Below are 23,085 nucleotides of genomic sequence, written 5' to 3'. Positions count from 1 at the left end.
GTGTCGGACCTGCTCAGTTGTGGAAAGCATGAAGATTGAGATCTGGTCTGACGTCGCGTGTCCGTGGTGCTACATCGGCAAGCGAAGGTTCGAGGCAGCTCTGGCCGCGTTCCCGCACCGCGACGCTGCGGAGGTGAAGTGGCGCAGCTACCAGCTGGACCCAACCCTCCCGGACCATTACGACGGCACGGAGCTGCAGTACCTGAGCACGCGAAAGGGCATGGCTCCGGCGCAGGTCTCGCAGATGTTTGAGCACGTCACCGAGCAGGCCAAGGGCGAAGGCCTGGACTACCGGTTCGACCAGGTGGTGGTGGCCAACAGTTTCACCGCACACCGCCTGATCCACCTCGCGGCCGAGCACGGTCAGCAGGATGTCGCGAAGGAACGCCTGCTGAGCGACCACTTCGAGCACGGCAAGGACATCGGCAACGCCGAATACCTCACGGCTTTAGGCCAGGAGCTGGGCCTCAGCACCTATGCAGTCGCCGAACTCTTCACCACGGACAAATACGCCGACGACGTCCGTTTCGATTTCGAGGAAGCCCGCGCCCTGGGCATCACGGGCGTGCCATTCTTCGTGATTGACCGCAAGTTCGGCCTTTCCGGCGCCCAGCCGGCCGAAACGTTCACTGCGGCGCTACACCAGGCCTGGCAGGAGACAAACCCCCTGGTTCTGGTCAACGCCGCGAACGGCAACGACGGCGAGGCCTGCGGCCCGGAAGGCTGCGCGGTCTGAACGATCCGGGACTACCCAGGGCCGGCCCGATCAGTTTACTGACACATCGCGGTAAAGTGTCTGCATGCCCAGGATTTCGGCGGCCAACAACGCCGCACAACGCGCCGAGACTCAACGCCGGGTCCTGACAGCGTTCGGGGAACTCCTGTTCACGCACGGACTGCCCGGACTGACCATGACAGACGTCGCGCGGCATGCCGGGGTGGGGCGAACCGCGGTCTACAACTACTACGCGGACATCGAAGAACTGCTGATCTCCTACGCCCTGGACGAGACCGAGCGCTTCCTCGCCGAACTCCGGGAGTCACTGAGCGCGCTCGAGAACCCCGTCGAACGGCTGGCCCTGTACGTGCGCACCCAGGTGGAGGACCTAAGCCGCCGCCACCTCCCGCCCGGACCTGCGATGGCGGCGGTGCTGTCGCCGTCGTCCTTTGCCAAACTGGCCGGCCACGTGGGTGAACTCAGCGTCCTTCTGCAGGGCATCCTCCGGGACGGTATGGCGCAGGGGTACCTGCCGCAAGCGGACATTGGCCAGCAGGCACAACTCATCCACGGCACGCTCTCCTCCAGCGCCGCACGCGGCAGCAACGAGCCCGCCGACCTTGAGGCCCGGGTCGCCCGCACCGTGCGGTTCATCCAACTGGGCGCCGGAGCAAGGTTCGACCACGACGGCGCACCCCTGCGCGCTAGCCTCCCCTTGACGTAACCCCTGCGTTGCTCTATCACCTCCGGTCGTCATCCGCCTGGTTTAGCAACCAGACGTGATAGAGCAACGGCAGGTCAGGGGCCCGCCGTCGGAATAACCGGCCACTTGGCGTCGTCAGCGATCCGCCGGCTTTCACGCGGGCAGCTAAGCTTCCCCGGCGTCTGGTCCACGCGGTCCACGGCGGCGAGCTCCCGGTAATCGCTGGAAAGAATGATGTCAACGCTGGCGTCCGTCCGGCCATCCTGGAAGTAGTCGGAGCCCGGCAGGTTCCGCTGGACGCTGAAGGCGGCAGACTGCCCGGCAGCCCCGGAAACCACCGCAGCCACGCCGCGGAACCCGGCCTCCGTGTTGGCCACGGCCCCCACCACAAATTTCCGGACCAGCAATTCGTCTGCCACAGAGCGGGCCAACCCGGGACGGCTGGTGGAGTTGTAGACGTTGAGGTTGATTTTCTCGTTGGGGGTGTAGTCAAAGGTGACCCCGGGACAGGTGGCCCGGGACTCATCGCTGCCCGCCGTCGTCGGAAGCTTGAGCTGTCCGTTCATTATGGCCAGCGCAACGATAATGGCGCCGGCAATGAGGCCCAGCAGCAAAACCAGAACCACGCCATGCACCACGCGGCGGCGCAACCGCACCGGATCGTCGTGGTCGCCAGCAGCCTCAAAGGTGGCCCGCAGTTCGGAGCCGGTGACAACATGGTGGCCGTGCAGGACGCTGGCGTCCTTTGGTTTCCTAGCCATCTATGACCAGCACTCGGGCGTGGATGGCGGTCCGCTGGTGCAGGGCTGTCCGGACGGCGCGGTGCAGGCCGTCCTCCAGGTACAGGATTCCCTGGTACTGCACCACGTGGGGAAAGAGGTCGCCGAAAAAGGTGGAATCTTCAGCCAGGAGCGCTTCCAGGTCCAGCGTCCGCTTGGTGGTCACCAGTTCGTCCAGACGGACAGGGCGGGGCGGCAGCGATGCCCACTGTTTGGGCGTGTTGAAACCATGATCGGGATACGGGCGTCCCTCGCCCACAGCTTTGAATATCACCATGCCACCCTAGGCAGCTTGGCGCCCCAAGAGAAGTGTCCGGCCCGCAGCATCCCAAGGTTGTAGCCAAACTGTCACATGCCGCGGACGTTGCACCGCCGGCGCAGGATCGGGGCCCTCCGGCTGACACAATGGAGCCATGACTGCACCCGAATTCCCTGCCGCCACCACGCCCGGCGTCCGCCTGCCGTCCACCCCGCCCCTCGCCCTCCTGCTCGACGTCGACGGACCCGTGGCCAGCCCCGTGACCCGCGATGTGAAACCGGACATCATTGCCGATCTTGTGGCCCTGGCTACCGCCGGAATTCCGGTCATTTTCAATACCGGCCGCTCCGATGCGTTCATCCGCGGGCAGATCATGGAGCCGATGATCGCTGCCGGAATGCCCGCCGGGACGGTCATCCACGCAATTTGCGAGAAGGGCGCCGTGTGGTTCAGCTACACCGCTGCCGGGCCCGGCCCCGTCCATGTTGACCGCGACCTTGCCGTGCCCAAGGCTTATGGCGATGACGTCCGCAGGCTCGTAGCTGAGGATTACTCCAAGCACATGTTCTTTGACGAGACCAAACGCGCCATGGTGTCCGTTGAGCAGCACATCGAGGTGCCCTCCACCGATTACCTGGCCGAACAGAAGCTTTTCGACTCCGATGCCATGGAACTGATGGCCCGCCACGGCATGGGCGTGGTCCGCCTGGAGCACCACGCACCGAATTCCGACGACGATGTGGACTACCGCGTCGATCCCACCATCATTTCCACCGATATTGAGTCGGTGCGGCTGGGCAAGGACCTCGGCGCCAGCCGCGCGGTGGAGTTGCTGGCAGCGCAGGGCATCACGCCGCAGGCCTGGCGGACCGTGGGTGATTCCCGCACGGACTACGCGATGGCGGACTGGCTCCACCATAATGACCATTCCGTGAAGCACGTTGATGTCCGCCCGGCGGACGGCGTTCCGGTCAAACCCTATGACGTGTTGACGGCCACCGATCTGGGGCTTGGGGAAGATGTCATTCACGACGACGCCGGCGCAGCTTTCCTGCTCAGCTGGCGGAAGGCAATGGCCAGCTAAGGCCGTTCCCGGCCGGCGGCGCCCGTTTGGGGCCTGCCGTTATGGGGGTCGCGCTATTATTCAGGTACGAACGCCTACCATTTACCCGCGACGGAGACAACCATTACAGAAGCACCTGTCCAGGACGAGATCTACTACGGCAGCCAGGCGTCCGTAGAACCGCGCACCCACTCCGAGGTGACATCTCCGGCCGCTGAGGCGCGGCTCAAACACCGGCCTGACGTGGTCCGACACAAGGGCAGGTATGCCCTGATCAACCACAACCGGACGCCGTACCAGGCCATGGTTGAGGACCTGTTGTTCCTGCGTGGTGTCCTCGCGGGCGAAGGCCTGGACTACCTGCTGGTCCGGGGCAACAACGACCGCCCGGTCATCGCCCTGGACTGGAAGGACCGCAAGAAGCTGCGGGCAGCCTTGGTGGAGGCCTGCCGCAACGAACCAGTCTACTCCATGACCGTGGACGCGAAAAAGAAATCCTCCGTGCTGGTGGCCGACGGGGACCTTTCCCCCAACCGCCAGGCCCGTATCTTCCGCCTCTACCGTCCACGGGTTGAGCCCGACGGCGGTTTCGAGTTCGGTTCCTCCGCCGGCGTCCAGATTGAGCTCTGGAGCTTTGAGGGCGACCAGCTGATCCTCCCGATCGAAAACTCCCTGACCCGCCGCACCATGCAGTCCCAGGACGCTGTCCGCGGGACGGTTGAACGGTACGGGCACACCTGGCCCACCATCGAGAACATGTTCGCAGATCACGCCAGCGACATCAGCTTCGACATCGATCTGGTCTTCTCATGGGTGGACGGCAGCTCGCCCGACTACATCGCGGCCCGCCGCGCCCAGCAGAAGGGTGTGGTTCTCGGCGAAGGCGACGACAACGAAGCCCGCTTCCGGCAGATCAACGAACTAAAATACGCCCTGCGCTCGGTATACATGTTCGCGCCTTGGATCCGCCGCATCTTTATCGCCACGGACTCCCCCGCCCCGGAGTGGCTCGCCGACCACCCGTCAGTGACAATCGTCCGCAGCGAGGAATTTTTCGCCGATCCCACAGTGCTGCCCACGCACAATTCACAGGCCGTTGAATGCCAGCTCCACAACATCGAGGGCCTCTCCGAGCACTTCCTTTACTCGAATGACGACATGTTCTTCGGCCGGCCCGTGGGCCCGGACATATTCTTCACACCGGGTGGCGTCACCAAGTTCATCGAAGCCGAGACCCGGATCGGGCTGGGCGATAACGATGCCGAGCGCAGTGGCTTCGAGAACGCCGCCCGAGTCAACCGCAAGCTGCTCTGGAACCGCTTCGGGCGGATCACCACACGGCACCTCGAGCACACCGCTGCCCCGCTGCGACGCAGCGTTGTGGCCAGGATGGAGCGTGAGTTCCCGGACGAATTCCAGAAGACGGCGGGCAGCAGGTTCCGCGCCGCCGACAACATCTCGGTCACCAATTCCTTCTACCACTACTACGCGCTGCTCACAGGCCGCGCGGTCACCCAAACCGCAGCCAAGGTGCGTTACGTGGACACCACCGCCCGCGCCGGGCTGAACTACCTGCCCAAGCTGCTGGCGAAGCGGAACATGGACTTCTTCTGCCTCAACGACGGCAGCTTCCCCGAGGTCCCGGCGGACGAGCGCGCCGAGATCGTGACCGATTTCCTGGAGAAGTACTACCCCATCAAGGCGCCCTGGGAACACTGAGGATGGGTGGACCAACGGCAGGCACGCTGGCGTTAGTCCACCGGCGTTGGGGCTCATGCCCTGCCGCCGATCAGGGCTAGATAGCGTGGTAGGGAAGGGCCACCTTCCTGACGCCTCCTGTTTTCGCGTGGTCAGGGATGCTGACGCCCGCGGCGGCCAGTCGCTCGGCAGTCATTTCCGCGGTGACATGCTCGCCTACTGTGGCCGCGCTGCCCAGCGGAACCACGGAATGGACAATGGTGTGCTCGTAGACGTGCACCAGGTTAAAGGCCTGCCCGCCGTCCCGGCCGCGGGTACCGCCGACGGCGACGTTGAGATCCTGGGTGTAGCACGTTGCCGAGGCGACAGAGACAGGAATCCCCGCAAAGGTGGCGGTGGTCGAGTAGTGCAGATGCCCGGCCAGAATGGTCCGGACGTCGGAGTTGCGGACCACAGAGGCCAGGCTTGCCTGATCCCGCAGTTCCACGAGCACGGCAAGGTCCAGGACCGACGGGACCGGCGGATGGTGGAGCGCCAGGATGGTGCCGTCGGGGGCCGGGGTATCCAGCTGGCGGGTGAGCCACCCCAGCTGTGACGGGCTTAGCTCGCCGTGGTGGTAGCCGGGGACCGAGGTGTCCATGGTGATGATGCGCAGGCCGTTGATGAAGTAGCTTCGATCGACCGGCGCATCGCTCGCCTGCTCGTCCAGCAGCCCGGTCCGGAAGTTGGCGCGGTTGTCGTGGTTGCCCATCGCCCAGATGACTTGGGCGCCCATGTCTTCGCAGGCGGGATCGACGATTGCCCGGAGCTTTGCGTAAGCTTCAGGGTCGCCCCGGTCAGCGAGGTCGCCCGTGAAGATCACGGCCTCGGGCCGGGCACCGGAAGCCCTGACCTCTTCGAAAAGCTGAATGAGCTTTGCTTCGCTGTCGACTGCGCCGTGAAGGGGATCCGGACCTCCCAACAAGTGGGGATCGCTCAGGTGGAGAAGGAAGTGGCGTGGCCGGGGGTGTTCGGCCTCGATGTGCTTCATTGCTGCCTCTGTGGTTGGTGGGAAACGGCGTTTCCCTTCTACCCTTCAGTAACTATTATCCAATCAGACAATTGGCAAACTGTGGGTAAATTATTGCGGCCAAGTTGGAAAAACTTAAGAATTAAGGCCTGGAAAGTCCAGTTGTGGGCGCCGGTCCGTCAAGTTCGGCCAGTGCCATTTCTATGGCATCGATAACCTCTGCGGAGTCCGGTTCGACCGTGGGCGCGAAGCGCGCCACCACTTCACCCTTGCGGTCGACCAGGAACTTCTCGAAGTTCCATTTCACCAGGCCGGGCAGCACACTGGTTTTGAACTTCGTCAGCTCGGCATAGAGCGGATGCTGGTCCTTGCCCCGCACGTTGGCCTTGGCCGTCAGCGGGAAGGTGACACCAAAATTCCGCTCGCAGAACTCGGCGATCTCGCTGTCGTTGCCTGGCTCCTGGCCGGCGAATTGGTTGCACGGGACTCCGAGCACGTCGAAGCCGCGGTCGCGGAACTTCTCGTAGAGCGTCTCGAGGCCCGCGTACTGAGGAGTGAACCCGCACTTTGACGCCACGTTCACCACCATCACCACGTTGCCCTTGAACCGGTCGAAATCGGTTTCGGTGCCGTCGTTGAGGGTGAGGGGAATGGTGTACAGGTCTGTCACAGCGCCGTCCTTGAAAGGTTGGTCATGCAGGTGATTCGTTGCCAACCATCAAGGGTACGGGTACAGTCTGGGAGTTTCCCGTCAGGGTCCCGCCGGCTCGGACCCGGTTTCGATGTCACCAGGCGTGGCGGTGGTTGTAGCTGTAGCTGTAGCTATAGCTGTAGCTGTAGCTGTAGCTGTAGGCGAGGACGACGCTGTTTCCGCCGAGGACTCTGTACTCGTTGTGGCCGGTGGCTCCACCGCTGGCGCCGGTGCCGGCGCTGTGCGCGAGGTAGGCATGAACGGCCACGACCTGGAGACAGTGGGGGTCGGGGACGTTCTTGGCAGCGCGGCGCTTGAGGTTCCCGTCGGCGATGGCGTCGTCGCGGGCGAGGAGGACGTCGTGGAGGCTGACGCCGACGAACTGGCTGGTTCCGTCGCCGTTTCGGTTGCTGTTGCTGTTGCTGTTGCTGTCGGTGTCGCAGTTGCAGTTGCAGTTGCAGTTGCAGTTGCAGTTTCCGACGCCTTGGGGTCCGGCGGCGCGGATTCAGACGACGTAGCGTCCGACGACGGCCCTTCCGTGAGTGCCGCATCCTGCGGTTTCGCCGTGACCGCCGGTGGTTGCACTGGCGGCGGCGCCGCGGACAGTTCCTCTTCGCCGCCAAGGACCGTGTGGCTGTTGTCCTCGGCGACCGGGATGGCCCAGCGTTGCGCGCCGTCAGCTGCGGACTTGACGTCATAGCTGACCATGGTTATGTCCGCGAGCATGTCCACCTGACGAATAGGGAGGAGTGTCCAGTTCAGCGGGCTGGTGTGCTTGCCGTGGAGGATGGTTTCGAAATGCAGATGGCAGCCCGTGGACCATCCGGTAGTGCCTACCCGGGCAATGACCTGCCCCACCTGTACGGAATCCCCCGTCCGGACTGCGACGGCCTCCAGGTGGTTGTACGTGGTGATCAGCCCGTTGCCGTGGTCTATTTCCACGCGGTTCCCGCCGCCCCAGGGGTGCCAGCCGGCGGCCCTGACCACGCCGGCGTCGGCCGAATAGACCCTGGTGCCGCAGCCTGCAGCGAAGTCCTGGCCCAGGTGGAAGTCGCCGCCCGCACCGGTGATCGGGCTGACCCTGAACCCGAAAGGAGAGCTTGGGATGAGGAGTTCCAGGGGCGCCATGAGGGACCCCTCCGGCGGGCGCGTGAGCCCGGCCGAGGCCACATTGAGCCGAGCGCTTCCGCCCTTGGCGATGGTCCTGACCAGTGTGCGGTTGAACGGAACCAAGGCCCGGCTGTCCGTCATGAAAGCACCGGCCAGCCCAGGCAGGCCAGCGTGGCCGGCACCGACAGGCGCAGCCAGGCTGTGTTCAATGGGGGGCGTTCCAGGGAATCCAACGGCGAAGAGTGACGCGGCAACAACGGCACTGGCGGCCAGGACGCGCACAGCCACGACGCAGCCGCCCGCAGGCTCCTTCGCCCGGCCGGATCCCCAATGATTGCCCACTCGCTACTCCCGGGTTGGCCCGCCAGACCCCGGATCCAGACGGACTTTACCACTTCATGGGACCACAAAGCCCCGTGCATGTGAACCCCCGCGCCGGTACGGCTGCGGATAGTATGTGGATCCACATCAAAACATGCCCGCCGGGTTCTGGGAGAGAATGGTGGCATGCGAAATTTCCTCAGGGAATGGCAGGGCGAAATCAAACGGGTATTCACCGGCAGCACGGACGGCCCGCCCGCGTGGGTTCCGCGGCTAGCCGACGGGGACGACGCCGGCTATCACCTGCCCGGCTCGGCCGTCTGGGCGGTGCACGGCTCCATGACCACCATTGTGGCTGGGGTCCGCGCGCTCCTGATGCAGGCCTTGCATCCGGGAGCGCTGGCGGGAATCCACGAGCACTCCGACTTCCGCGCAGATCCGCTAAGCCGGCTGGCCCGGACCATCCGCTGGATCTTCACTGTCACCTATGGCCCGCAGACCGCCGCAGACGAGGCTTCCGCCAGGGTCCGTCGCCTGCACGAGCCTGTTCAGGGAAATTACGGTGACGGGCACGGCAGCGAGCGGAGCTACTCGGCCAACGATCCGGAACTCGCCCGCTGGGTCCACATCGCGTTCGTGGACGCCTTCCTCGCGGCCCACAAAATCTGGGGTGCCGCGATCCCCGGCGGCCCGGACGCCTATGTGCGCGAGTGGGCCCAGGCCGGGCGACTGATGGGCATAGGGGATCCACCCCTGAGCGAGGCAGAAATGCGGGAGCAACTCGACCGCTGGTATAACAACGGTGAGCTGGTCGCGGACAGCAGGGTTGCCGAGACCATCGAGTTCATCCGCAACCCGCCGCTGCACCCGTTGCTGCGTCCTGGCTACCGGATCATCTTCGCCGGCGCCGTCTACAGCCTGGAACCGAAGTACCGCCTGATGCTGGGGCTCCAGGCCCCCCGGCTGGGGCCGTTCCCGCTCCCCGTGAGGCTGGCAACGAAGGCGACTCTCGGCGTCGTACATCTTGCCCTTGGACGCGGGCCTGGACCCAGCGAGCAGGCGGCCCGGGAGCGCCTCCGCCGCCTTGGCTATGCGGGCAGCTGACCCGGACAGCTGGGCAAGGAAGCTGGGCTCCAGTCACCGGTCAGCGCCTGGCTGACCAAAACAAAAACCCGGCCCTGACGAGGTCAGGACCGGGTTTTCTACTGGCGGAGAATGGGGGATTTGAACCCCCGAGGGCGTTAACCCAACACGCGTTCCAGGCGTGCGCCATAGGCCGCTAGGCGAATTCTCCAGCTGCTTTCGAATCAAAAGCAGATACTAGAATACCTGAACTTTCCGGCATCGCCCAATTGGCCCTGAGGGGTTATTGCCGCGGGCGCGCAACCCGGACTTCATTTGGCTGCTTAACGTAAAAATGGACGCCCCCAATGCGCCCATTCCTCCGATACGCCGTTGAGCTGCCGGGTCCAGCCCTCCAGCCAGGCCCCGCAGCTCACAACCTTGAGATTGCCCCAATCGGTGTACATATCCATGATCGGCCCTATCCGCCGGATAAGCAATGGAAATTGCTGCCTATGTCCAGCCGGATTGCCTGCGGGCTTTGACCCGCCAAGGGGACCGCGTCCGGCCGCCACCGGGGCCGTCCAGACCCTCCCGAATCTTCGGGTAAACTTGTCTGCGGCCCCTCATGTGGCGTCATCCTGTTGAACTCCCCCAGGACCGGAAGGTAGCAAGGGTAAACGGGCTCTGGCGGGTGCATGGGGGGTCTTTACTATTCCCCCACAGGGCGGCAGGATGTCTGCCCGGATTGGTAGGGTCTTCTCGTGACTGTTACTACCACCGCCCTTTACCGCAGGTACCGCCCGGACTCTTTCGCTGACGTTATCGGGCAGGAACACGTCACGGAGCCGCTGATGACGGCGCTGCGGAAAAACCGCGTCAATCACGCCTATCTCTTCTCCGGCCCCCGCGGTTGCGGAAAGACCACCTCCGCCCGCATCCTGGCCCGCTGCCTCAACTGCGCCCAAGGCCCTACGGATACTCCCTGTGGGACGTGCCCCAGCTGCATTGAACTGGCACGCGGCGGCTCAGGCTCCCTGGACGTCATCGAGATCGACGCCGCCAGCCACGGTGGCGTGGACGACGCCCGCGACCTCCGAGAACGCGCAACGTACGCTCCGGTCCGCGACCGTTACAAGATTTTCATCATCGATGAGGCCCACATGGTCACCTCCGCCGGGTTCAACGCCCTACTGAAAATCGTTGAAGAGCCGCCGGAGCATATCAAGTTCATCTTCGCCACCACGGAGCCGGACAAGGTCATCGGCACCATCCGCTCCCGCACGCACCACTACCCTTTCCGACTTGTCCCGCCGGAGCCGCTGATGGCGTACCTGGAACTGCTCTGCAACCAGGAAAACGTTCCCGTGGCACCCGGCGTTCTGTCCCTGGTGGTCCGGGCCGGCGGCGGCTCCGTCCGAGATTCCCTATCTGTGCTGGACCAGCTGATGGCCGGCGCTGGACCCACCGGCCTCGACTACGAGCTGGCCGTTGCCCTGCTCGGCTACACGCACGCTTCGCTGCTGGATGACGTGGTGGAAGCTGTGGCTGCCTCAGATGCCGCCACCGTTTTCCGGGCTGTGGACCGCGTGGTGCAGACCGGCCACGATCCCCGCCGCTTCGTCGAGGACCTACTGGAACGCTTCCGCGACCTCATCATTGTCCAGGCCATGCCCGAAAGCGCCCAGGTTATCCTCCGCGGCATGCCGGCGGACCAGATCGCCCGGCTCCAGAACCAGGCGCACAACCTCGGGGCCTCCGAACTTTCGCGCGCAGCTGATGTCACCAACACGGCGCTGACCGAGATGACCGGCGCCACGTCCCCCCGGCTGCACCTCGAGCTGCTTTGCGCCCGCATCCTGCTCCCCAGTTCGGAACAGACCGAACGCGGCATCGCTGCCCGGATCGACCGTGTGGAGCGGCGCCTGAACTACGCAGGGAACGACGTCGGTGCTCCCGCTCCGGCGTCCGCGGTTGCTTCGGTTCCGGCCGCGACACCGGAACGTGCGGCGGCGCCGGCTGCCGCGCAGCAGCCTTCGCCACCCGCCGCTGCCGGTCCCGAGTCTGCCCGCCCACAGGCCGTCGGGGCCGAAGCGGCCAGGCCGGCGCTGACGCCGCCCAGGGTCAGCACCAACGACTGGCCGGTTGACGAGTCCACAGGCCGGCGGCCCGTTTCCACGCCGCAGGCAACCGGTAAGCCCAACCGGGAGACCAGGCAAGACGCTACCCGCGAAGTTCCGCCAGCCACCCCGCCGGCAAACACAGACCCCGTCGCGGTTCCTGCCCCGGCCGCGCCTGCCCCTGCCGCCGCCACCGTTGCGGCAGGCACAGGGGATGTTGAAGTCCTGCGCCGTGCCTGGCCGGAAGTTCTGCAGACGCTCTCCAAGATCAAACGCAGCACGTGGGCCCTGGTTGAGCCCAACTCCCAGGTAGGTGCCTTCGACGGCCAAGTCCTGACGCTTTCCTTCAGCACCACGGGGTTGGCCGGCGCCTTTGGCCGGGCTGACCACGCTGAGAACCTGCGGCAGGCGATCCACAAAACGGTAGGCATCGACTGCCAGATCACCGCAGTCGCCGGTGGCGCCGCCAACAGTGCAGCGAGCGCTGAGCCAAACCCAAAAGCACCCGCTAGCCCGGAAACTCCGGCCAGTTCAGCCGATGTCGCGTGGGGCCTGGCCCCTGCCGCCGCTGTTTCCACCCCCGCCGCCGATGCCACCGCGCCTGCACCCTCTCTTGCCCCGTCCCCCGCGACGCGTGCTCCTGAACCGGCCGTACTTCCTGGCACCGCTGCGCCGTCTGCTAATCCACCGTCCACAGTCCCAGCGGCTCCGGAGTCTCCTGTCCAGCACACCGGCGCCGTCAGCGCCCCGGCAGCCACAGAGTCCGCCCAGGCACCAGCCGCCCAGGGTCAGTCCGAGCCGGCTGAGTCTGATGCCACTGCCGGCTCGTACGCCTACTCCGATGACGGCTGGGGCCCGCCGCGCGACGAAGATGCTCCGTCCCTGGACGAGGAACCCCCCATCGACTGGGATCCATCGGCTCCTGCTGCGCCACGGCTGTCGCCTTCACAGACTGGCGCTTCGGCGGCCACACCCGCCAAGCGGCCTGCTCGAAGTACCTCAAAGGCTGCAGCAACAAGAACCTCCCCAACGGCCAGGACCTCTGCCGCTCCGTCGCAGCCCGATTCGGCAATGGATCCGTGGGGCCGCGCCGTCGAGCAGGCTCCGGGCGTATGGGTTGTTGGTACCGAACCCAACGTTGGCAAAAGCCTGAACACGCCCGTCCCTGAAGAGTCCGCCAGCGCCTCTCGCGCCCCCAGCTACGAGCCGGCCACCGCTCAGATGCCGCAGAAGTCACCTGTGGTTAGCCAGTCCGAGGCCGACGCCAGTTGGGGCTTGCCGCCCGTGGCTGTCGCCGCAACGTCCGGCGTTGCTGCGCAGCAACCAGCCGCACCACAAAGCCCTGCACCAGAAACCGCGGCGCTTCCTAGCCCGGCGTCGACCGGCCAACTCCCGGCGGCTCCGGCAGTCCCTCTGGAGAAAGCGGTGGTTCCAGAACCGGCCGAAGTCCGCGAGTACGCCATGGCATCGACTACTTCGGCAGCCGCGCCCCTGCAGCCCGCACCGGCAACCTCCGAGTCCGCTGCTGCCGCCCGGCAGAGTCTTTACCAGCGCCTGTCCAACAGCCCCGAGGCCGAAGCCGGGCGCGCCAAGGCTCCAGCCAAGGCTGCCGCCGCCACCTACGTCCAGGACATTCCGAGCGCGGACGATGAAACCATCGAAGAGTCCGGCGTCTTCGGACGCGCCGCCGTGGAGCGTATTCTGGGCGGAAAGCTCATCGAGGAGCGGTCCCCGGACGGAGACCCCATCGTTTCGAGGTTCTAGGCACCTGCAGCACGTGCTCCCGCAGCTCCAATCACCATCCAAGACAAACCAAAAGAGGAAAACGTGTACGAAGGTGCAGTCCAGGAGCTGATTGACGAGCTCGGACGGCTTCCCGGTGTCGGTCCCAAGTCCGCCCAGCGGCTTGCCTTCCACATCCTCGAAGCGGACCCCCAGGACATGAAGCGACTCGTGGAAGCCATCACCATGGTGAAGGAACGCGTGAAGTTCTGCACGGTATGCGGCAACGTCACCGAGCAGGAATTGTGCAACATCTGCCGCGATCCCCGGCGGGACCCGTCAGTCATTTGTGTGGTGGAGGAGTCCAAGGATGTTCTCGCCGTGGAGCGCACACGATCCTTCCGCGGCCGCTACCACGTGCTGGGCGGGGCCATCAACCCCATTGCCGGCGTGGGGCCCGAGCAACTGCGGATCCGGGAACTCCTGACCCGGCTGAACGACGGCGCCATCCAGGAAGTCATCATTGCCACCGACCCCAACCTCGAAGGCGAAGCAACGGCAACCTACCTGGCCCGAATGCTGAAGACCATCGGCATCGTTGTAACCAGGCTGGCCTCCGGACTGCCCGTGGGCGGCGATCTTGAGTACGCGGACGAGGTGACACTCGGCCGGGCGTTCGAGGGCCGCCGCAATGCCCTGATCTGACCCGACCTGAGCCGCCGGCAGCGAGAGGGCCTAAGCCGCCGTGGCCAGCCTGCGTCGAGCAGCCCAGTGGCCGGCGGCAAGGAGGAGGACGGCCAGGGTTCCCTGCAGTGCGAGCCCGATTCCGGCCAACGGGGTGTGCAGCGAGTCTTCGACTACAGGAACGCCGCCCGCACACGGAACCTGGCTTCCGTCACCGGCCGACTGAAGCGCCGCCGGAATCCATTCCGGAATGCCGTCGTCGAACCCGGCATCCGCCGCCACCATAGTGAAGATGACAACCGGGTTCGTGGCGGCCAGCCACATAATCCGTTCAGTATGGAAGACCTCGGCAGTGCCCACCACTTCGGTCGCGCAGTCGTAGGCGATAGGTTCACCGAAATGCCCGTACGTAACGTTCATGGAAACTGTTACAGGCTGTTGCGAGCGGACGGCAGGCATCAGCGCCCACACTGCCGCTATGTTCCCCGCAACCAGCATCATGGCGAGCATCCATCCGAGGACCCCCGCCCGCACCGGGTGCCTTAGCAACGCGGCCACCCCCGTGCCGATGGCACCGAACACCAGGAATTCCAGGGCAACGGCGGCAGCGGCAGCGACGGCAAGCCAGCCGGAACCGCCGGCGATCGTTGCCTCCACCCATTCCGACATCAACGCCAGCACCGCAAAGATCAGACCCCGCACACTTGTTGCGAGCAGTGGCAACCCGGGGCCAAAGCCCGAAGAGTCCTGTTGGCCCCGCCAGCGCTCACCCAGCAACCCCCAGTGGACCGCCAGCATGGAGGCCGACGCAGGCACAATTGCTGACGCCAGCACGTAGGCCCAGGGCCACGTCCCGGCGAGCCCGGGCGCGCCGGCCCCGGACATGACCGCAACAATGACCGTACTTGCGAGCCCGGTACCCAACAGGACAATCGCCGAATCCACCCAGAACCGGCGACTGCGGATGGCCAAAAATCCTTCGTGCGCAATCTGCGTGAGGAGCCATCTGCCGGACTGTCCTTCTGTCGGCGAACAGTCACCGTCACCCACTTCCGGCTCGCTGGGCAGGCTCCCGCCGATAGGCTCGAACACGGCATCGGGAGGGGGACGCAGGTCAGGAGTGTGTTCGGCTTCCGACGGAGCCTCCATCCCGGTGGACAGGCCCAGCCCCCTCGGTCACCGGCCATTCGGCCGGCTATTCCAATCGTGATCCGCCGGGGACGGATCTGTCCAGTGCCCGCCTCAGGCGATACGGGTACCGCGCGCCAGCCTGTGCGCCGGGGTGCGCAGCGAGCGCCAACCCAACCACATCAGCAGGCCGGCAAGCAGCAGCTGCAGGCCAAGCCCCAGCGGCCACAACGGAGTGGACTGCGCCAGATACTGTGGCTTGGCCTCGCCATTGGCGCAAGGGTATGTGCCCTCCGGGCCGGCCATGGCGTAACGCGCACCCTGGCTGATGGATTCGATGGCCCCTACCGGTGACGACATGCCGAAGCCACTGTTAACTCGGACCGTATAGGGGATGGCGTCGGCCACCACCACGTAGGGGTTCATGGCGAGCATCCACGCCACTCTCTCTGTCCGCACGGCCGGCTGGGCACGCAGCGGTCCGGAGCAGGTGTACGCCGGTTCCTCCGCCACCGTGTCGTCGGGTACCGGCCGTAACTGATCGTAGTTGCGGTACTGCGCCTGGTTGGCCATGATGGTGCCCTGCGAGAGCCCGGTGCCCAGGCCAAAGGCAATCAGGGAACCGAAAACCAGCCCGGCCACGGCAAGGTAGGTGACCACAATCGAGAACAGCGGGCGCCCCGCCAGCGCGGAAATTCCGACGCCGATGGCACACACCACGCCGACTTCGACGGCCAGCATCAGCAGGGCCACGAGAACATGGCCGGGCGTCATGCCGCCGAGGGCGACTCCGATGATCAGGAACGGCGTGCTGGCCACCAGGAATGCCAGAGCGGCGGCCCACGCGGCGAAGAACTTGCCCCACAGGATCTGGCCGGGCCGTAGCAGGGTCACCTGAAGGATGGCCAGGGTGCCGCCGGCGCGGTCGCCGTTGACGGCATTGGCAGAGAGCGCGGGCGCCACCAGCAACGCGAAAAGGAGGACAAAGGCCAGGACCACTTCGAAGATCATGGACCCTGGTCCGGTGTCGGGCGGCATGAAGTTGGAGTAGGCCCGCTGCGCTTCGCGCTGGGCATTCCAGCTGGCCCACGTCAGCCAGGTCACCAGGCCCGTCAGGATGAACCAGATCGCCAGCATGATGTACCAGCCGCGGGAGCGGAGCCGCTGTTTGAGTTCCAGGACCACCACATCACGGATCCCAGCAAGGTAGCCGGCACCAAAACCGGCGGCCGCCGGGCGCTGGGTTATATCTGTCATCTCGCTCATCGCCGCTCCCCCTCAAGGTTCATGTATGTCTCTTCCAAGGCACCCGAGGCGGGCGCAAAGGAACTGACCCCGACGCCGGCCAGCACCAGGTCGCGCAGGAGGCGGGCGGCGTCGCCGTCGTTCAGCAACACCAGGCTGACGGCCGGCCGGCGGCCGTCCTCAACCCGGAACGCCAGGCCCAGCTCCGTTATTTTGGCGGCGAGCGCGGTACCGTCGGTTGCCGAGATGGCGTAGCGCCTGCCGGAGGCGGAAGCCTCATCCGTGGTCTGGTGCCGGACCGTCTTCCCCTGGTTGACGAACACCGCGGCGTCGGCAATCTCGTCCAGCTCGCTGAGTACGTGGGAGGAGACAACTATGGATTTGCCCTCCGACGCGAGCTGCCGCAGCATCACGCGCAGCTCCACCCGCGATCCCGGGTCCAGGCCGGACGCCGGCTCATCGAGGAGCAACACGGACGGATCGTGGATCAGGGCCCGGGCCAGACTGAGGCGCTGCTGCTGCCCCCGGGACAGGACGCGGGCCGGCTGGTCCGCCAGATCGTTCAGGCGGACACGTTCCAGCATGGCGGTGACGCGCTGCGGGATGCCGGCCTTGGGCAGCTGGTAGAAACGGGCTATCTGCGTGAGAATTTCACGGGCGGTCAGGGACTCCCACACCCCCAGGGTGTCCGGCATCCAGCCAATCCTTTTGCGCACTTCCGGGCTGTGGTGCTGCGGATCGAGCCCATCCACCGTGATAGTGCCGGAATCCGGCGCCAACAGCGAAGCCAGCATAAGCAACAACGTGGTCTTACCGGCCCCGTTAGGGCCGATCAGGGCGGTGACTTTACCCGCCGGAGCATGAAAATCCATGTGCTCGACGGCGTGCACCTGGCCGAAGCGGCGGCTCACCGCGGTGGCGCTGATGCCGTCCTGACGAGGGATTTCCGGCCGGGCCGGCATGCCTATTTGGTCCCAATTTTCTGTCATTTTCCGAGCACCTGTCCCCCAAGCCGTTCATACATACTGACTATTTGAGCCTACGCCCGAGCCGACGGGCGCAGTATCCGCCGGGAGGCTGAGATTTGGACACAATTCCGCGTGCGGCCACAGGCGGCGATAAACTGGGCTGACACGTCACGCCGTCCAGCCGCAAGGCCGTGCCTGACCTCCAGAACTCCGATTGATCCAGTGAAGGTACGCGCATGAGTACGCCCACTTCCGAAGTGCACGCAGCAACGCAGCCACAGGAGCTGCCCGAAGACCCTGCCGTGACCAAACAGCTGATCGTGCAGAAGTTCGGCGGCTCCTCGGTGTCGGATGCCGAGGGAGTCAAGCGCGTCGCCAAGCGCGTGGTCGACGCCCAGCGCGCCGGCAACGAAGTGGTGGTGGTCGTTTCGGCCATGGGCGACACGACCGACGAACTACTGGACCTTGCCGCCCAGGTGACTGATTCCGCCCCTGCCCGCGAGATGGACATGCTCCTCTCCGCCGGTGAGCGCATCTCCATGGCCCTGCTGGCCATGGCCATCAACAAGTTCGGCGCCTCAGCGCAGTCCTTCACCGGGTCCCAGGCCGGCATGATCACGGACGGCATCCACGGCAAGGCGCGCATTATCGACGTCGATCCGCACCGCATCCGCACCGCCCTGGACAAGGGGCACATCGCGATCGTGGCCGGCTTCCAGGGGATGAGCCGCAGCACCAACGAGATCACCACCTTGGGCCGCGGCGGCTCGGACACCACCGCCGTCGCCCTGGCTGCCGCACTCGATGCCGATGTCTGCGAGATCTACACAGACGTTGACGGCATATACACCGCAGACCCCCGGGTGGTGCCGTCCGCCCAGAAAATCGACACCATCTCCAGCGAAGAGATGCTGGAACTCGCGGCGTCCGGCGCAAAGATCCTGCACCTGCGCTGCGTTGAATACGCACGCCGGTTCGGCGTGCCGTTGCATGTCCGGTCCTCATTCAGCCAGAACGAAGGCACCTGGGTCATCCCCAGCGCCGAAGACAAGATCACCACTCAAGAGGGAGTTGCCTTGGAGCAGCCAATCATCTCCGGCGTTGCACACGACCGTTCCGAAGCCAAGGTCACCGTGGTGGGTGTCCCGGATATCCCCGGCAAGGCCGCGGCGATCTTCCAGGTCATTGCCGACGCCCACTCGAACATCGACATGATCGTGCAGAACGTTTCCACGCACGGCACGGGCCGGACGGACATTTCCTTCACGCTCCCCATCGTCGAAGGTGCGGAGGCCCTGGCAGCACTCAAGGCCGCGCAGCCGGACATCGGCTTCGAGAACATCGAATACAACGAACAGATCGGCAAACTGTCCCTGATCGGGGCCGGCATGCGGTCACACCCGGGCGTCTCTGCGACGTTCTTCAAGGCCCTGTCCGACGCCGGGATCAACATCAACATGATCTCCACCTCGGAAATCCGGATCTCCGTGGTGACACACGCCGATCTCCTAGACGACGCCGTCCGGGCAATCCACAAGGCCTTCGACCTGGATAGCGAGGACGAGGCAACCGTCTACGGCGGCACCGGACGTTAGGCCAAGTCCGCCCTCTACAAGCAACGCCCTTATTTCAGCCCTGCTTGTCCAGTTCTTCGCGGCGCACGGCGTAGTGATGACCTTCGGAATCGGTTGCCACTACAAAGTGGGAAAGGTCCTCGTCAGACGCCTGCTCATACTCATCATGCTTGTGGATCACGGGCAAATCCGTGTCCAGACGCGTTGCCGGCCCGAAGACAAAACGGAGCCTGTCTGTCACGTGCATAAAACCGGTGAGCGCATGTCCCATTGTTTCCACCCCCTTCCCGCGTTGCGGGTGAAAGAGCCGCTACCTCCTGTTGGAGTCAGTGCCCCTATTTTACGCCCGCTTCCACAAAATGAGCCCGGTGAGGTTCAGCCTGACGGGACGGCCAGGAAGGCTCAGCGGAGGGACTGGTCCTCCGGGTTCCTGGGCACAACATAGGTGCTGCCGTCCGGGCGGGTGAGCGTTTCCCATTGCTGGGTTTCCCGCTCGCGCTGCGCAAGGAGTTCCCGGTTCTCTTCGGTCATGTCATGCACCAGGGAACTGCGGTTGGCCGGGCCGAAAATTGCCCGGAGCTTCCCGGTTGCCCGCATGAACCGCTGGGAAGCGTTGCCCTTCTCCGCTGACGTGCCTGTGCCCATGAAAGTGACCCCTTCGATAGAACCATCTACTCGCTCCAGAGTACGCTAACAATTAGTGCACTAACTATTGGAGGAATGTGATGACGGTACGGGCCGGCGCTGCGCGGCAGCAGGACGATGACCTCCGTTTGGAACAGCAGCTCTGTTTTGCCCTCACTGTGGCATCCAGAAGCATAGTGGGCGCCTACAAGCCCGTCCTCGAAAAGCTCGGCCTCACGCACCCGCAATATCTCGTGATGCTGTGTCTTTGGGAATCAGCACCCCGCAGCCTGCGCAGCATCAGTGAAGCCTTGGCTCAGGCGCCGGCCACTATCTCACCGCTTCTTCGGCGGCTGGAGGAGGCCGGCTTTGTCACCCGCCAGCGGGTGGACGGAAACGAACGCAGCCTTGCCGTAGGCCTGACCCCGGCCGGTGCCTCCTTGCGCCAGCAGGCCGTTGCCGTCCCGGGCGCCATGATGGAACGCCTGGGGCTGACCCGGGAGCAGGTGGGCGAGCTGCACAAGTCCATGATGGGGCTCATCGCCGCGACCGCCGGAACCGACTGGCAACCCGTCGGGGAGTAAACCCGCCAAGGCGTAAAATGGCAACAACCTAGGAGGGCCCATGCGTTTGAGATCAGTACGGCCATTGCTGGCGGTCCTCGCCGTTGCCTTGCTTGCCGCGTGTACGGGCACGCCTGACGGGACCGGGACGTCGTCCGCCACCCCTTCAGCCAGCGCCTCCGCCAGCCAGGGCACCACCGCCGCCCCCGCTCCGGATACCGAGACCACCGTCCCGGCACCGTCCCCTTCCGCACCCCCAGCCCCGAAGGCGGGCCTCGGCGCCGGAAACGCCGAGCTTGCCATCATGGTCAAGCCCTCTCCCGCTGAGCCGGCGGAGAACTACACACTGGTCTGCCGCGATGGCCTTCCCACAGCCGAGAGCAAACACCCCACGCCTGAGGCTGCGTGCGCTGCCCTCAAGAACAACGCAGCGCTCCTCAGCCCTGCTCCCAGGAGCAAAGACGTGGCCTGCACCGAACAATACGGCGGCCCGCAGACCGCCACAGTCACCGGGATTGTGGACAATACTCCCGTCGATGCCGGGTTCGCGCGCACCAACGGCTGCGAAATCGGTGCATGGAACGCAGCCCAGGACGTCCTAGGTGCCAGCGGTGGAGCAACGTAGCCTGCTGACGGCCGATGCCTGGCGTGCCCGCGAAGAAGCGCACGCCCAACGCGTCCGCCGTTACTCTGATCCCTACCTTGCCCGCCGCTCGGCAGGCCGGAAGCACCCGGTGGAGGATTTTCTTTTCACTTACTACACGCAGAAGCCTGGCCAGCTGCTGCGCTTGCACCCGGGAGCCGGCGTCGTACTGACCGCTGAAGCCGCGTCCGCCCGCATGGGCTGGAAGCACTATAGGACGCTCGACGACGGCGAACTCGCCTCCCTGGGGCTGCCGCCAGGAACCGCTGCAGTGACTTTTGATCGCGACAAATTCTTGGCCGACCGGTACGAGGCTGTGGCGTTCGCGGACATCATTCTCCACGGCACCGCTGCCCGCCCTGCGCAGTTCGGCTGCTTCGGGCTGCACGAATGGGCCATGGTCTACCGCCAGGACAAGTTCGACCGGCGCCATGAATACCCGCAGCTGAGGCTGGGTTCTACCGGCACGGACAAAGTGGTGGAGGACAACCGGATCCGGTGCTCACACTTTGATGCCTTCCGCTTCTACACGCCCGACGCCATCGCGCTGAACGAACTGGCGCCCAGCCGCGAAAACCAGCGGCACATGGAACAACCGGGCTGCCTGCACGCCAACATGGATCTCTACAAGTGGGCGTACAAATTGCTGCCTGCGCTTCCCAGCGAACTGGTCATGGATTGCTTCGAACTGTCCTGGCGGATCCGGGCCATGGACATGCAGGCTTCCCCCTACGACCTCGCGGAGTGGGGTTACCCGCCCATCCGGATCGAAACAGCTGAAGGCAAAGCGGCCTACGTTGAGCATCAGCGGGCCTTCGCGGCCGAGGCTGCCGCGCTCCGCGCGCGCCTGGCGCAAGCCTTGGCACCGCTTCGAACGGCAGGGGCCGTATGAAGGACCTCGAGCTGACCATCAAGGTCACGGAAGACCCAAACGCCCCCGAGTACGAATTCCGGCTGATAGCCCACGATGGCCACCCTGCTGACGGGTGCACGTTGCCTGACCCCGCAGCAGCGTTGTCAGCCATGGAACGCTTCGGCGAGGACATCTTCTTTCCCAAACCGGGCCCCCCGAAACTCTGCACGCAGCAATACGGCGGGCCGCAGGTGGCCGTTGTGACAGGCTCCATCAACGGCCGTCCCGTGAGTGTGACTTTCCGGCGAACTGACGGTTGTGAAATCTCCCGCTGGCGCGCCATGGCGCCCCTGCTCGGCGGGACAATGGGTTCCCGCGGCGAAACCTGACCCTCGTCGGCAATCTCCGCACCGACGGAAACGCCGCCGGACCCAAACGGTCCGGCGGCGTTTCCGTGCTCTTTTGAAGAGCTAGAGATCCATGTTGCGGTTTCCGGAAAACTCCGGGATCTCCTGCTTCTTCTTTTCCTTTTTGATCTTGTCCTTCTTATCTTTCGAGTCCGCGGCAGGGTTATCGGCCGTTTCATCATCAGGGATCACCACAGCGCTGCCCGGAGTGACAACCACGGAGACGAAGGTGGGAACGCTCGAACCGTCAAACGTCACCCGGCCGATGTACGAGCCCTCAGCGAGATCCTTCCACTGCAGCTTCACAATGCCCGCTTGGCCATTCCTGAGCCGCAGCGGATTGGGGGTCACCGTGGCATTTCCCACATGGGCTCCCAGCACTGCCGCGTCCACGGACGCCTTGGTGGGCTCCCCATTGGGGCTTGCGTAGAGGTTCACAAAAATCGTGTAAACGCCCGGCGCCGGGTTCGGAACCGAAAGCGATTCGCTGGCAGAGGCCGTCTGGGCCAGCAGCGCCTGTCCCGCCGGGTTGAAGACCACCATGTCGAAGTCGGCGGCCTGGTCGGCTGAAAAGACGGAGAACTTTGCCAACGGCGATCCTGCCGGAACGGTGACCTCCTTGGCGAAGTTGGACGCGTTCGTTTCCAGGGCCAGCGGTCCGGGAACCAGCTCGATGGCTGAGGAGTCAGCCTTGGACAGACCATCCAAGGTGATCTTCACGGGCGCGTTGGTGCCGGCAACCACCGGAATGTCACCCTGCCCCTGGCCGCCTTCCGAGGCGAAGGCCAGGTTCGCCGGCGCCACCACCGACTGCGGGCGGACAGCCACCGGCGATGCCACGTTCTTGCCGGCACCCTGCCAGACGAGGTTGCCCATGGCAAACTGCCCCAAAGCAGCGCTGGTGTTCCCGAACTTGACCTTGAAAGTGCGTTTCTCGCCGGCAGCATTGAAGTTGAGGATCGACGGCGTGACCGTCACCTTGATGCCGGGCACATTGACCTTGGCCCGGTAGACGCCCGGGGTCAGCGCGGTGAGCGTCCGGGTGACCTCGGTCATCCCGGTAAGCGCCCCCAGCGCGAACGAGGCAACGTTCATATCCCGCGGCGCGGTTGTTCCAAGATCCGGGATGCCCAGGTCCAGG

Annotated in this window: 23 protein-coding genes, 1 tRNA gene and 1 other RNA gene; 13 read left to right on the top strand and 12 right to left on the bottom strand. The window is 65.0% G+C overall.

What is annotated here, in order from left to right:
* The first annotated feature begins 28 nt into the window (after positions 1-28).
* Both ACQCS0_RS03635 and ACQCS0_RS03630 read left to right on the top strand, forming a co-directional pair.
* A complete protein-coding gene (locus ACQCS0_RS03635; protein ID WP_354154742.1) occupies positions 29-736 on the top strand; it encodes a DsbA family oxidoreductase in 708 nt (235 codons plus the stop codon).
* Positions 737-800: 64 nt separating this feature from the next.
* Complete coding sequence (locus ACQCS0_RS03630; protein WP_354154743.1) at positions 801-1,442, top strand: TetR/AcrR family transcriptional regulator; 642 nt, start codon at positions 801-803, stop codon at positions 1,440-1,442.
* Between the two features lie 74 nt (positions 1,443-1,516).
* Here ACQCS0_RS03630 and ACQCS0_RS03625 read toward each other — a convergent pair whose 3' ends face one another.
* Positions 1,517-2,182, bottom strand: coding sequence for a LytR C-terminal domain-containing protein (locus ACQCS0_RS03625; protein WP_354154744.1), 666 nt, complete (start codon positions 2,180-2,182; stop codon positions 1,517-1,519).
* Positions 2,175-2,474 (bottom strand): type II toxin-antitoxin system VapB family antitoxin, encoded by a 300-nt coding sequence (locus ACQCS0_RS03620; RefSeq protein WP_181577293.1) that lies wholly within the window; start codon positions 2,472-2,474, stop codon positions 2,175-2,177. The genes ACQCS0_RS03625 and ACQCS0_RS03620 overlap by 8 nt, the downstream gene beginning before the upstream one ends.
* Positions 2,475-2,613: 139 nt before the next feature.
* On the opposite strand from ACQCS0_RS03620, the gene ACQCS0_RS03615 reads away from it, so the two are divergent.
* Both ACQCS0_RS03615 and ACQCS0_RS03610 read left to right on the top strand, forming a co-directional pair.
* Positions 2,614-3,543, top strand: a complete 930-nt coding sequence (locus tag ACQCS0_RS03615; protein WP_354154745.1) for a hypothetical protein — start codon at positions 2,614-2,616, stop codon at positions 3,541-3,543.
* A gap of 282 nt (positions 3,544-3,825) precedes the next feature.
* Positions 3,826-5,241, top strand: coding sequence for a stealth family protein (locus ACQCS0_RS03610; RefSeq protein ID WP_354223715.1), 1,416 nt, complete (start codon positions 3,826-3,828; stop codon positions 5,239-5,241).
* A 76-nt stretch (positions 5,242-5,317) separates the two neighbouring features.
* Here the strand turns inward: ACQCS0_RS03610 and ACQCS0_RS03605 are convergent, their stop codons facing one another.
* From ACQCS0_RS03605 to ACQCS0_RS03595, 3 genes are all read right to left on the bottom strand, one after another.
* Positions 5,318-6,250: a phosphodiesterase gene (locus ACQCS0_RS03605; protein WP_354154747.1), complete on the bottom strand. Its 933-nt coding sequence runs from the start codon at positions 6,248-6,250 to the stop codon at positions 5,318-5,320.
* Between the two features lie 121 nt (positions 6,251-6,371).
* On the bottom strand, positions 6,372-6,899 hold the full coding sequence (locus ACQCS0_RS03600) for a glutathione peroxidase (protein WP_354154748.1): 528 nt from the start codon (positions 6,897-6,899) through the stop codon (positions 6,372-6,374).
* Positions 6,900-6,980: 81 nt separating this feature from the next.
* Positions 6,981-8,372, bottom strand: a complete 1,392-nt coding sequence (locus ACQCS0_RS03595; RefSeq protein WP_354223681.1) for a M23 family metallopeptidase — start codon at positions 8,370-8,372, stop codon at positions 6,981-6,983.
* 165 nt (positions 8,373-8,537) lie between these two features.
* Between ACQCS0_RS03595 and ACQCS0_RS03590 the strand changes: the two genes are divergently transcribed.
* Positions 8,538-9,455 (top strand): oxygenase MpaB family protein, encoded by a 918-nt coding sequence (locus tag ACQCS0_RS03590; RefSeq protein ID WP_354154750.1) that lies wholly within the window; start codon positions 8,538-8,540, stop codon positions 9,453-9,455.
* A 102-nt stretch (positions 9,456-9,557) separates the two neighbouring features.
* Here ACQCS0_RS03590 and ACQCS0_RS03585 read toward each other — a convergent pair.
* Positions 9,558-9,645, bottom strand: a tRNA-Ser gene (locus ACQCS0_RS03585).
* A gap of 385 nt (positions 9,646-10,030) precedes the next feature.
* Here ACQCS0_RS03585 and ffs point away from each other — a divergent pair.
* The 3 genes from ffs to recR all read left to right on the top strand — a co-directional run bounded on the left by ffs (position 10,031) and on the right by recR (position 13,960).
* Positions 10,031-10,127: signal recognition particle sRNA small type (ffs, locus tag ACQCS0_RS03580), an RNA gene on the top strand.
* A 50-nt stretch (positions 10,128-10,177) separates the two neighbouring features.
* Positions 10,178-13,297 carry a DNA polymerase III subunit gamma and tau gene (locus tag ACQCS0_RS03575; protein ID WP_426940033.1) on the top strand — a complete coding sequence of 1,040 codons (3,120 nt, stop codon included), beginning with the start codon at positions 10,178-10,180 and terminating at the stop codon, positions 13,295-13,297.
* 63 nt (positions 13,298-13,360) lie between these two features.
* Positions 13,361-13,960 carry a recombination mediator RecR gene (recR, locus tag ACQCS0_RS03570; RefSeq protein ID WP_160677446.1) on the top strand — a complete coding sequence of 200 codons (600 nt, stop codon included), beginning with the start codon at positions 13,361-13,363 and terminating at the stop codon, positions 13,958-13,960.
* 30 nt (positions 13,961-13,990) lie between these two features.
* Here the strand turns inward: recR and ACQCS0_RS03565 are convergent, their stop codons facing one another.
* The 3 genes from ACQCS0_RS03565 to ACQCS0_RS03555 form a co-directional block, all read right to left on the bottom strand.
* The gene (locus tag ACQCS0_RS03565; protein ID WP_354154751.1) at positions 13,991-14,911 is read right to left on the bottom strand and encodes a hypothetical protein; all 921 of its coding nucleotides are present in this window, start codon (positions 14,909-14,911) and stop codon (positions 13,991-13,993) included.
* 270 nt (positions 14,912-15,181) lie between these two features.
* The gene (locus ACQCS0_RS03560; RefSeq protein ID WP_354154752.1) at positions 15,182-16,333 is read right to left on the bottom strand and encodes an ABC transporter permease subunit; all 1,152 of its coding nucleotides are present in this window, start codon (positions 16,331-16,333) and stop codon (positions 15,182-15,184) included.
* Positions 16,330-17,301 (bottom strand): ABC transporter ATP-binding protein, encoded by a 972-nt coding sequence (locus tag ACQCS0_RS03555; RefSeq protein WP_354154753.1) that lies wholly within the window; start codon positions 17,299-17,301, stop codon positions 16,330-16,332. Before ACQCS0_RS03555 ends, ACQCS0_RS03560 begins: the two co-directional genes overlap by 4 nt.
* Positions 17,302-17,516: 215 nt before the next feature.
* Here ACQCS0_RS03555 and ACQCS0_RS03550 point away from each other — a divergent pair, with 215 nt between their 5' ends.
* Positions 17,517-18,875, top strand: a complete 1,359-nt coding sequence (locus tag ACQCS0_RS03550) for an aspartate kinase (RefSeq protein WP_185262457.1) — start codon at positions 17,517-17,519, stop codon at positions 18,873-18,875.
* A gap of 34 nt (positions 18,876-18,909) precedes the next feature.
* Here ACQCS0_RS03550 and ACQCS0_RS03545 read toward each other — a convergent pair whose 3' ends face one another.
* On the bottom strand, positions 18,910-19,125 hold the full coding sequence (locus tag ACQCS0_RS03545) for a hypothetical protein (protein WP_354154754.1): 216 nt from the start codon (positions 19,123-19,125) through the stop codon (positions 18,910-18,912).
* Between the two features lie 131 nt (positions 19,126-19,256).
* A complete protein-coding gene (locus tag ACQCS0_RS03540; protein WP_354154756.1) occupies positions 19,257-19,499 on the bottom strand; it encodes a hypothetical protein in 243 nt (80 codons plus the stop codon).
* A gap of 80 nt (positions 19,500-19,579) precedes the next feature.
* Between ACQCS0_RS03540 and ACQCS0_RS03535 the strand changes: the two genes are divergently transcribed.
* The 4 genes from ACQCS0_RS03535 to ACQCS0_RS03520 are packed head-to-tail and all read left to right on the top strand — an operon-like array spanning position 19,580 to position 21,926.
* Positions 19,580-20,062: a MarR family transcriptional regulator gene (locus ACQCS0_RS03535; RefSeq protein ID WP_354154757.1), complete on the top strand. Its 483-nt coding sequence runs from the start codon at positions 19,580-19,582 to the stop codon at positions 20,060-20,062.
* A gap of 40 nt (positions 20,063-20,102) precedes the next feature.
* Entirely contained in the window at positions 20,103-20,666 is a 564-nt protein-coding gene (locus tag ACQCS0_RS03530; RefSeq protein WP_354154758.1) for an SSI family serine proteinase inhibitor, read from the top strand.
* On the top strand, positions 20,644-21,576 hold the full coding sequence (locus tag ACQCS0_RS03525) for a 3-methyladenine DNA glycosylase (protein WP_426940032.1): 933 nt from the start codon (positions 20,644-20,646) through the stop codon (positions 21,574-21,576). The genes ACQCS0_RS03530 and ACQCS0_RS03525 overlap by 23 nt, the downstream gene beginning before the upstream one ends.
* Positions 21,573-21,926, top strand: a complete 354-nt coding sequence (locus ACQCS0_RS03520; protein ID WP_354154760.1) for a serine protease inhibitor — start codon at positions 21,573-21,575, stop codon at positions 21,924-21,926. The genes ACQCS0_RS03525 and ACQCS0_RS03520 overlap by 4 nt, the downstream gene beginning before the upstream one ends.
* A gap of 81 nt (positions 21,927-22,007) precedes the next feature.
* On the opposite strand, the gene ACQCS0_RS03515 is transcribed toward ACQCS0_RS03520, so the two are convergent.
* Positions 22,008-23,039 carry a hypothetical protein gene (locus ACQCS0_RS03515; RefSeq protein WP_354154761.1) on the bottom strand — a complete coding sequence of 344 codons (1,032 nt, stop codon included), beginning with the start codon at positions 23,037-23,039 and terminating at the stop codon, positions 22,008-22,010.
* Positions 23,040-23,085: the final 46 nt, after the last annotated feature.

Origin of the sequence: Pseudarthrobacter sp. S6, from assembly GCF_050156575.1 — a bacterium.
GTDB lineage: Bacteria > Actinomycetota > Actinomycetes > Actinomycetales > Micrococcaceae > Arthrobacter.
Note: the sequence above shows the minus strand (reverse complement) of the source record. Positions and strands in the feature narration are given on the sequence as shown.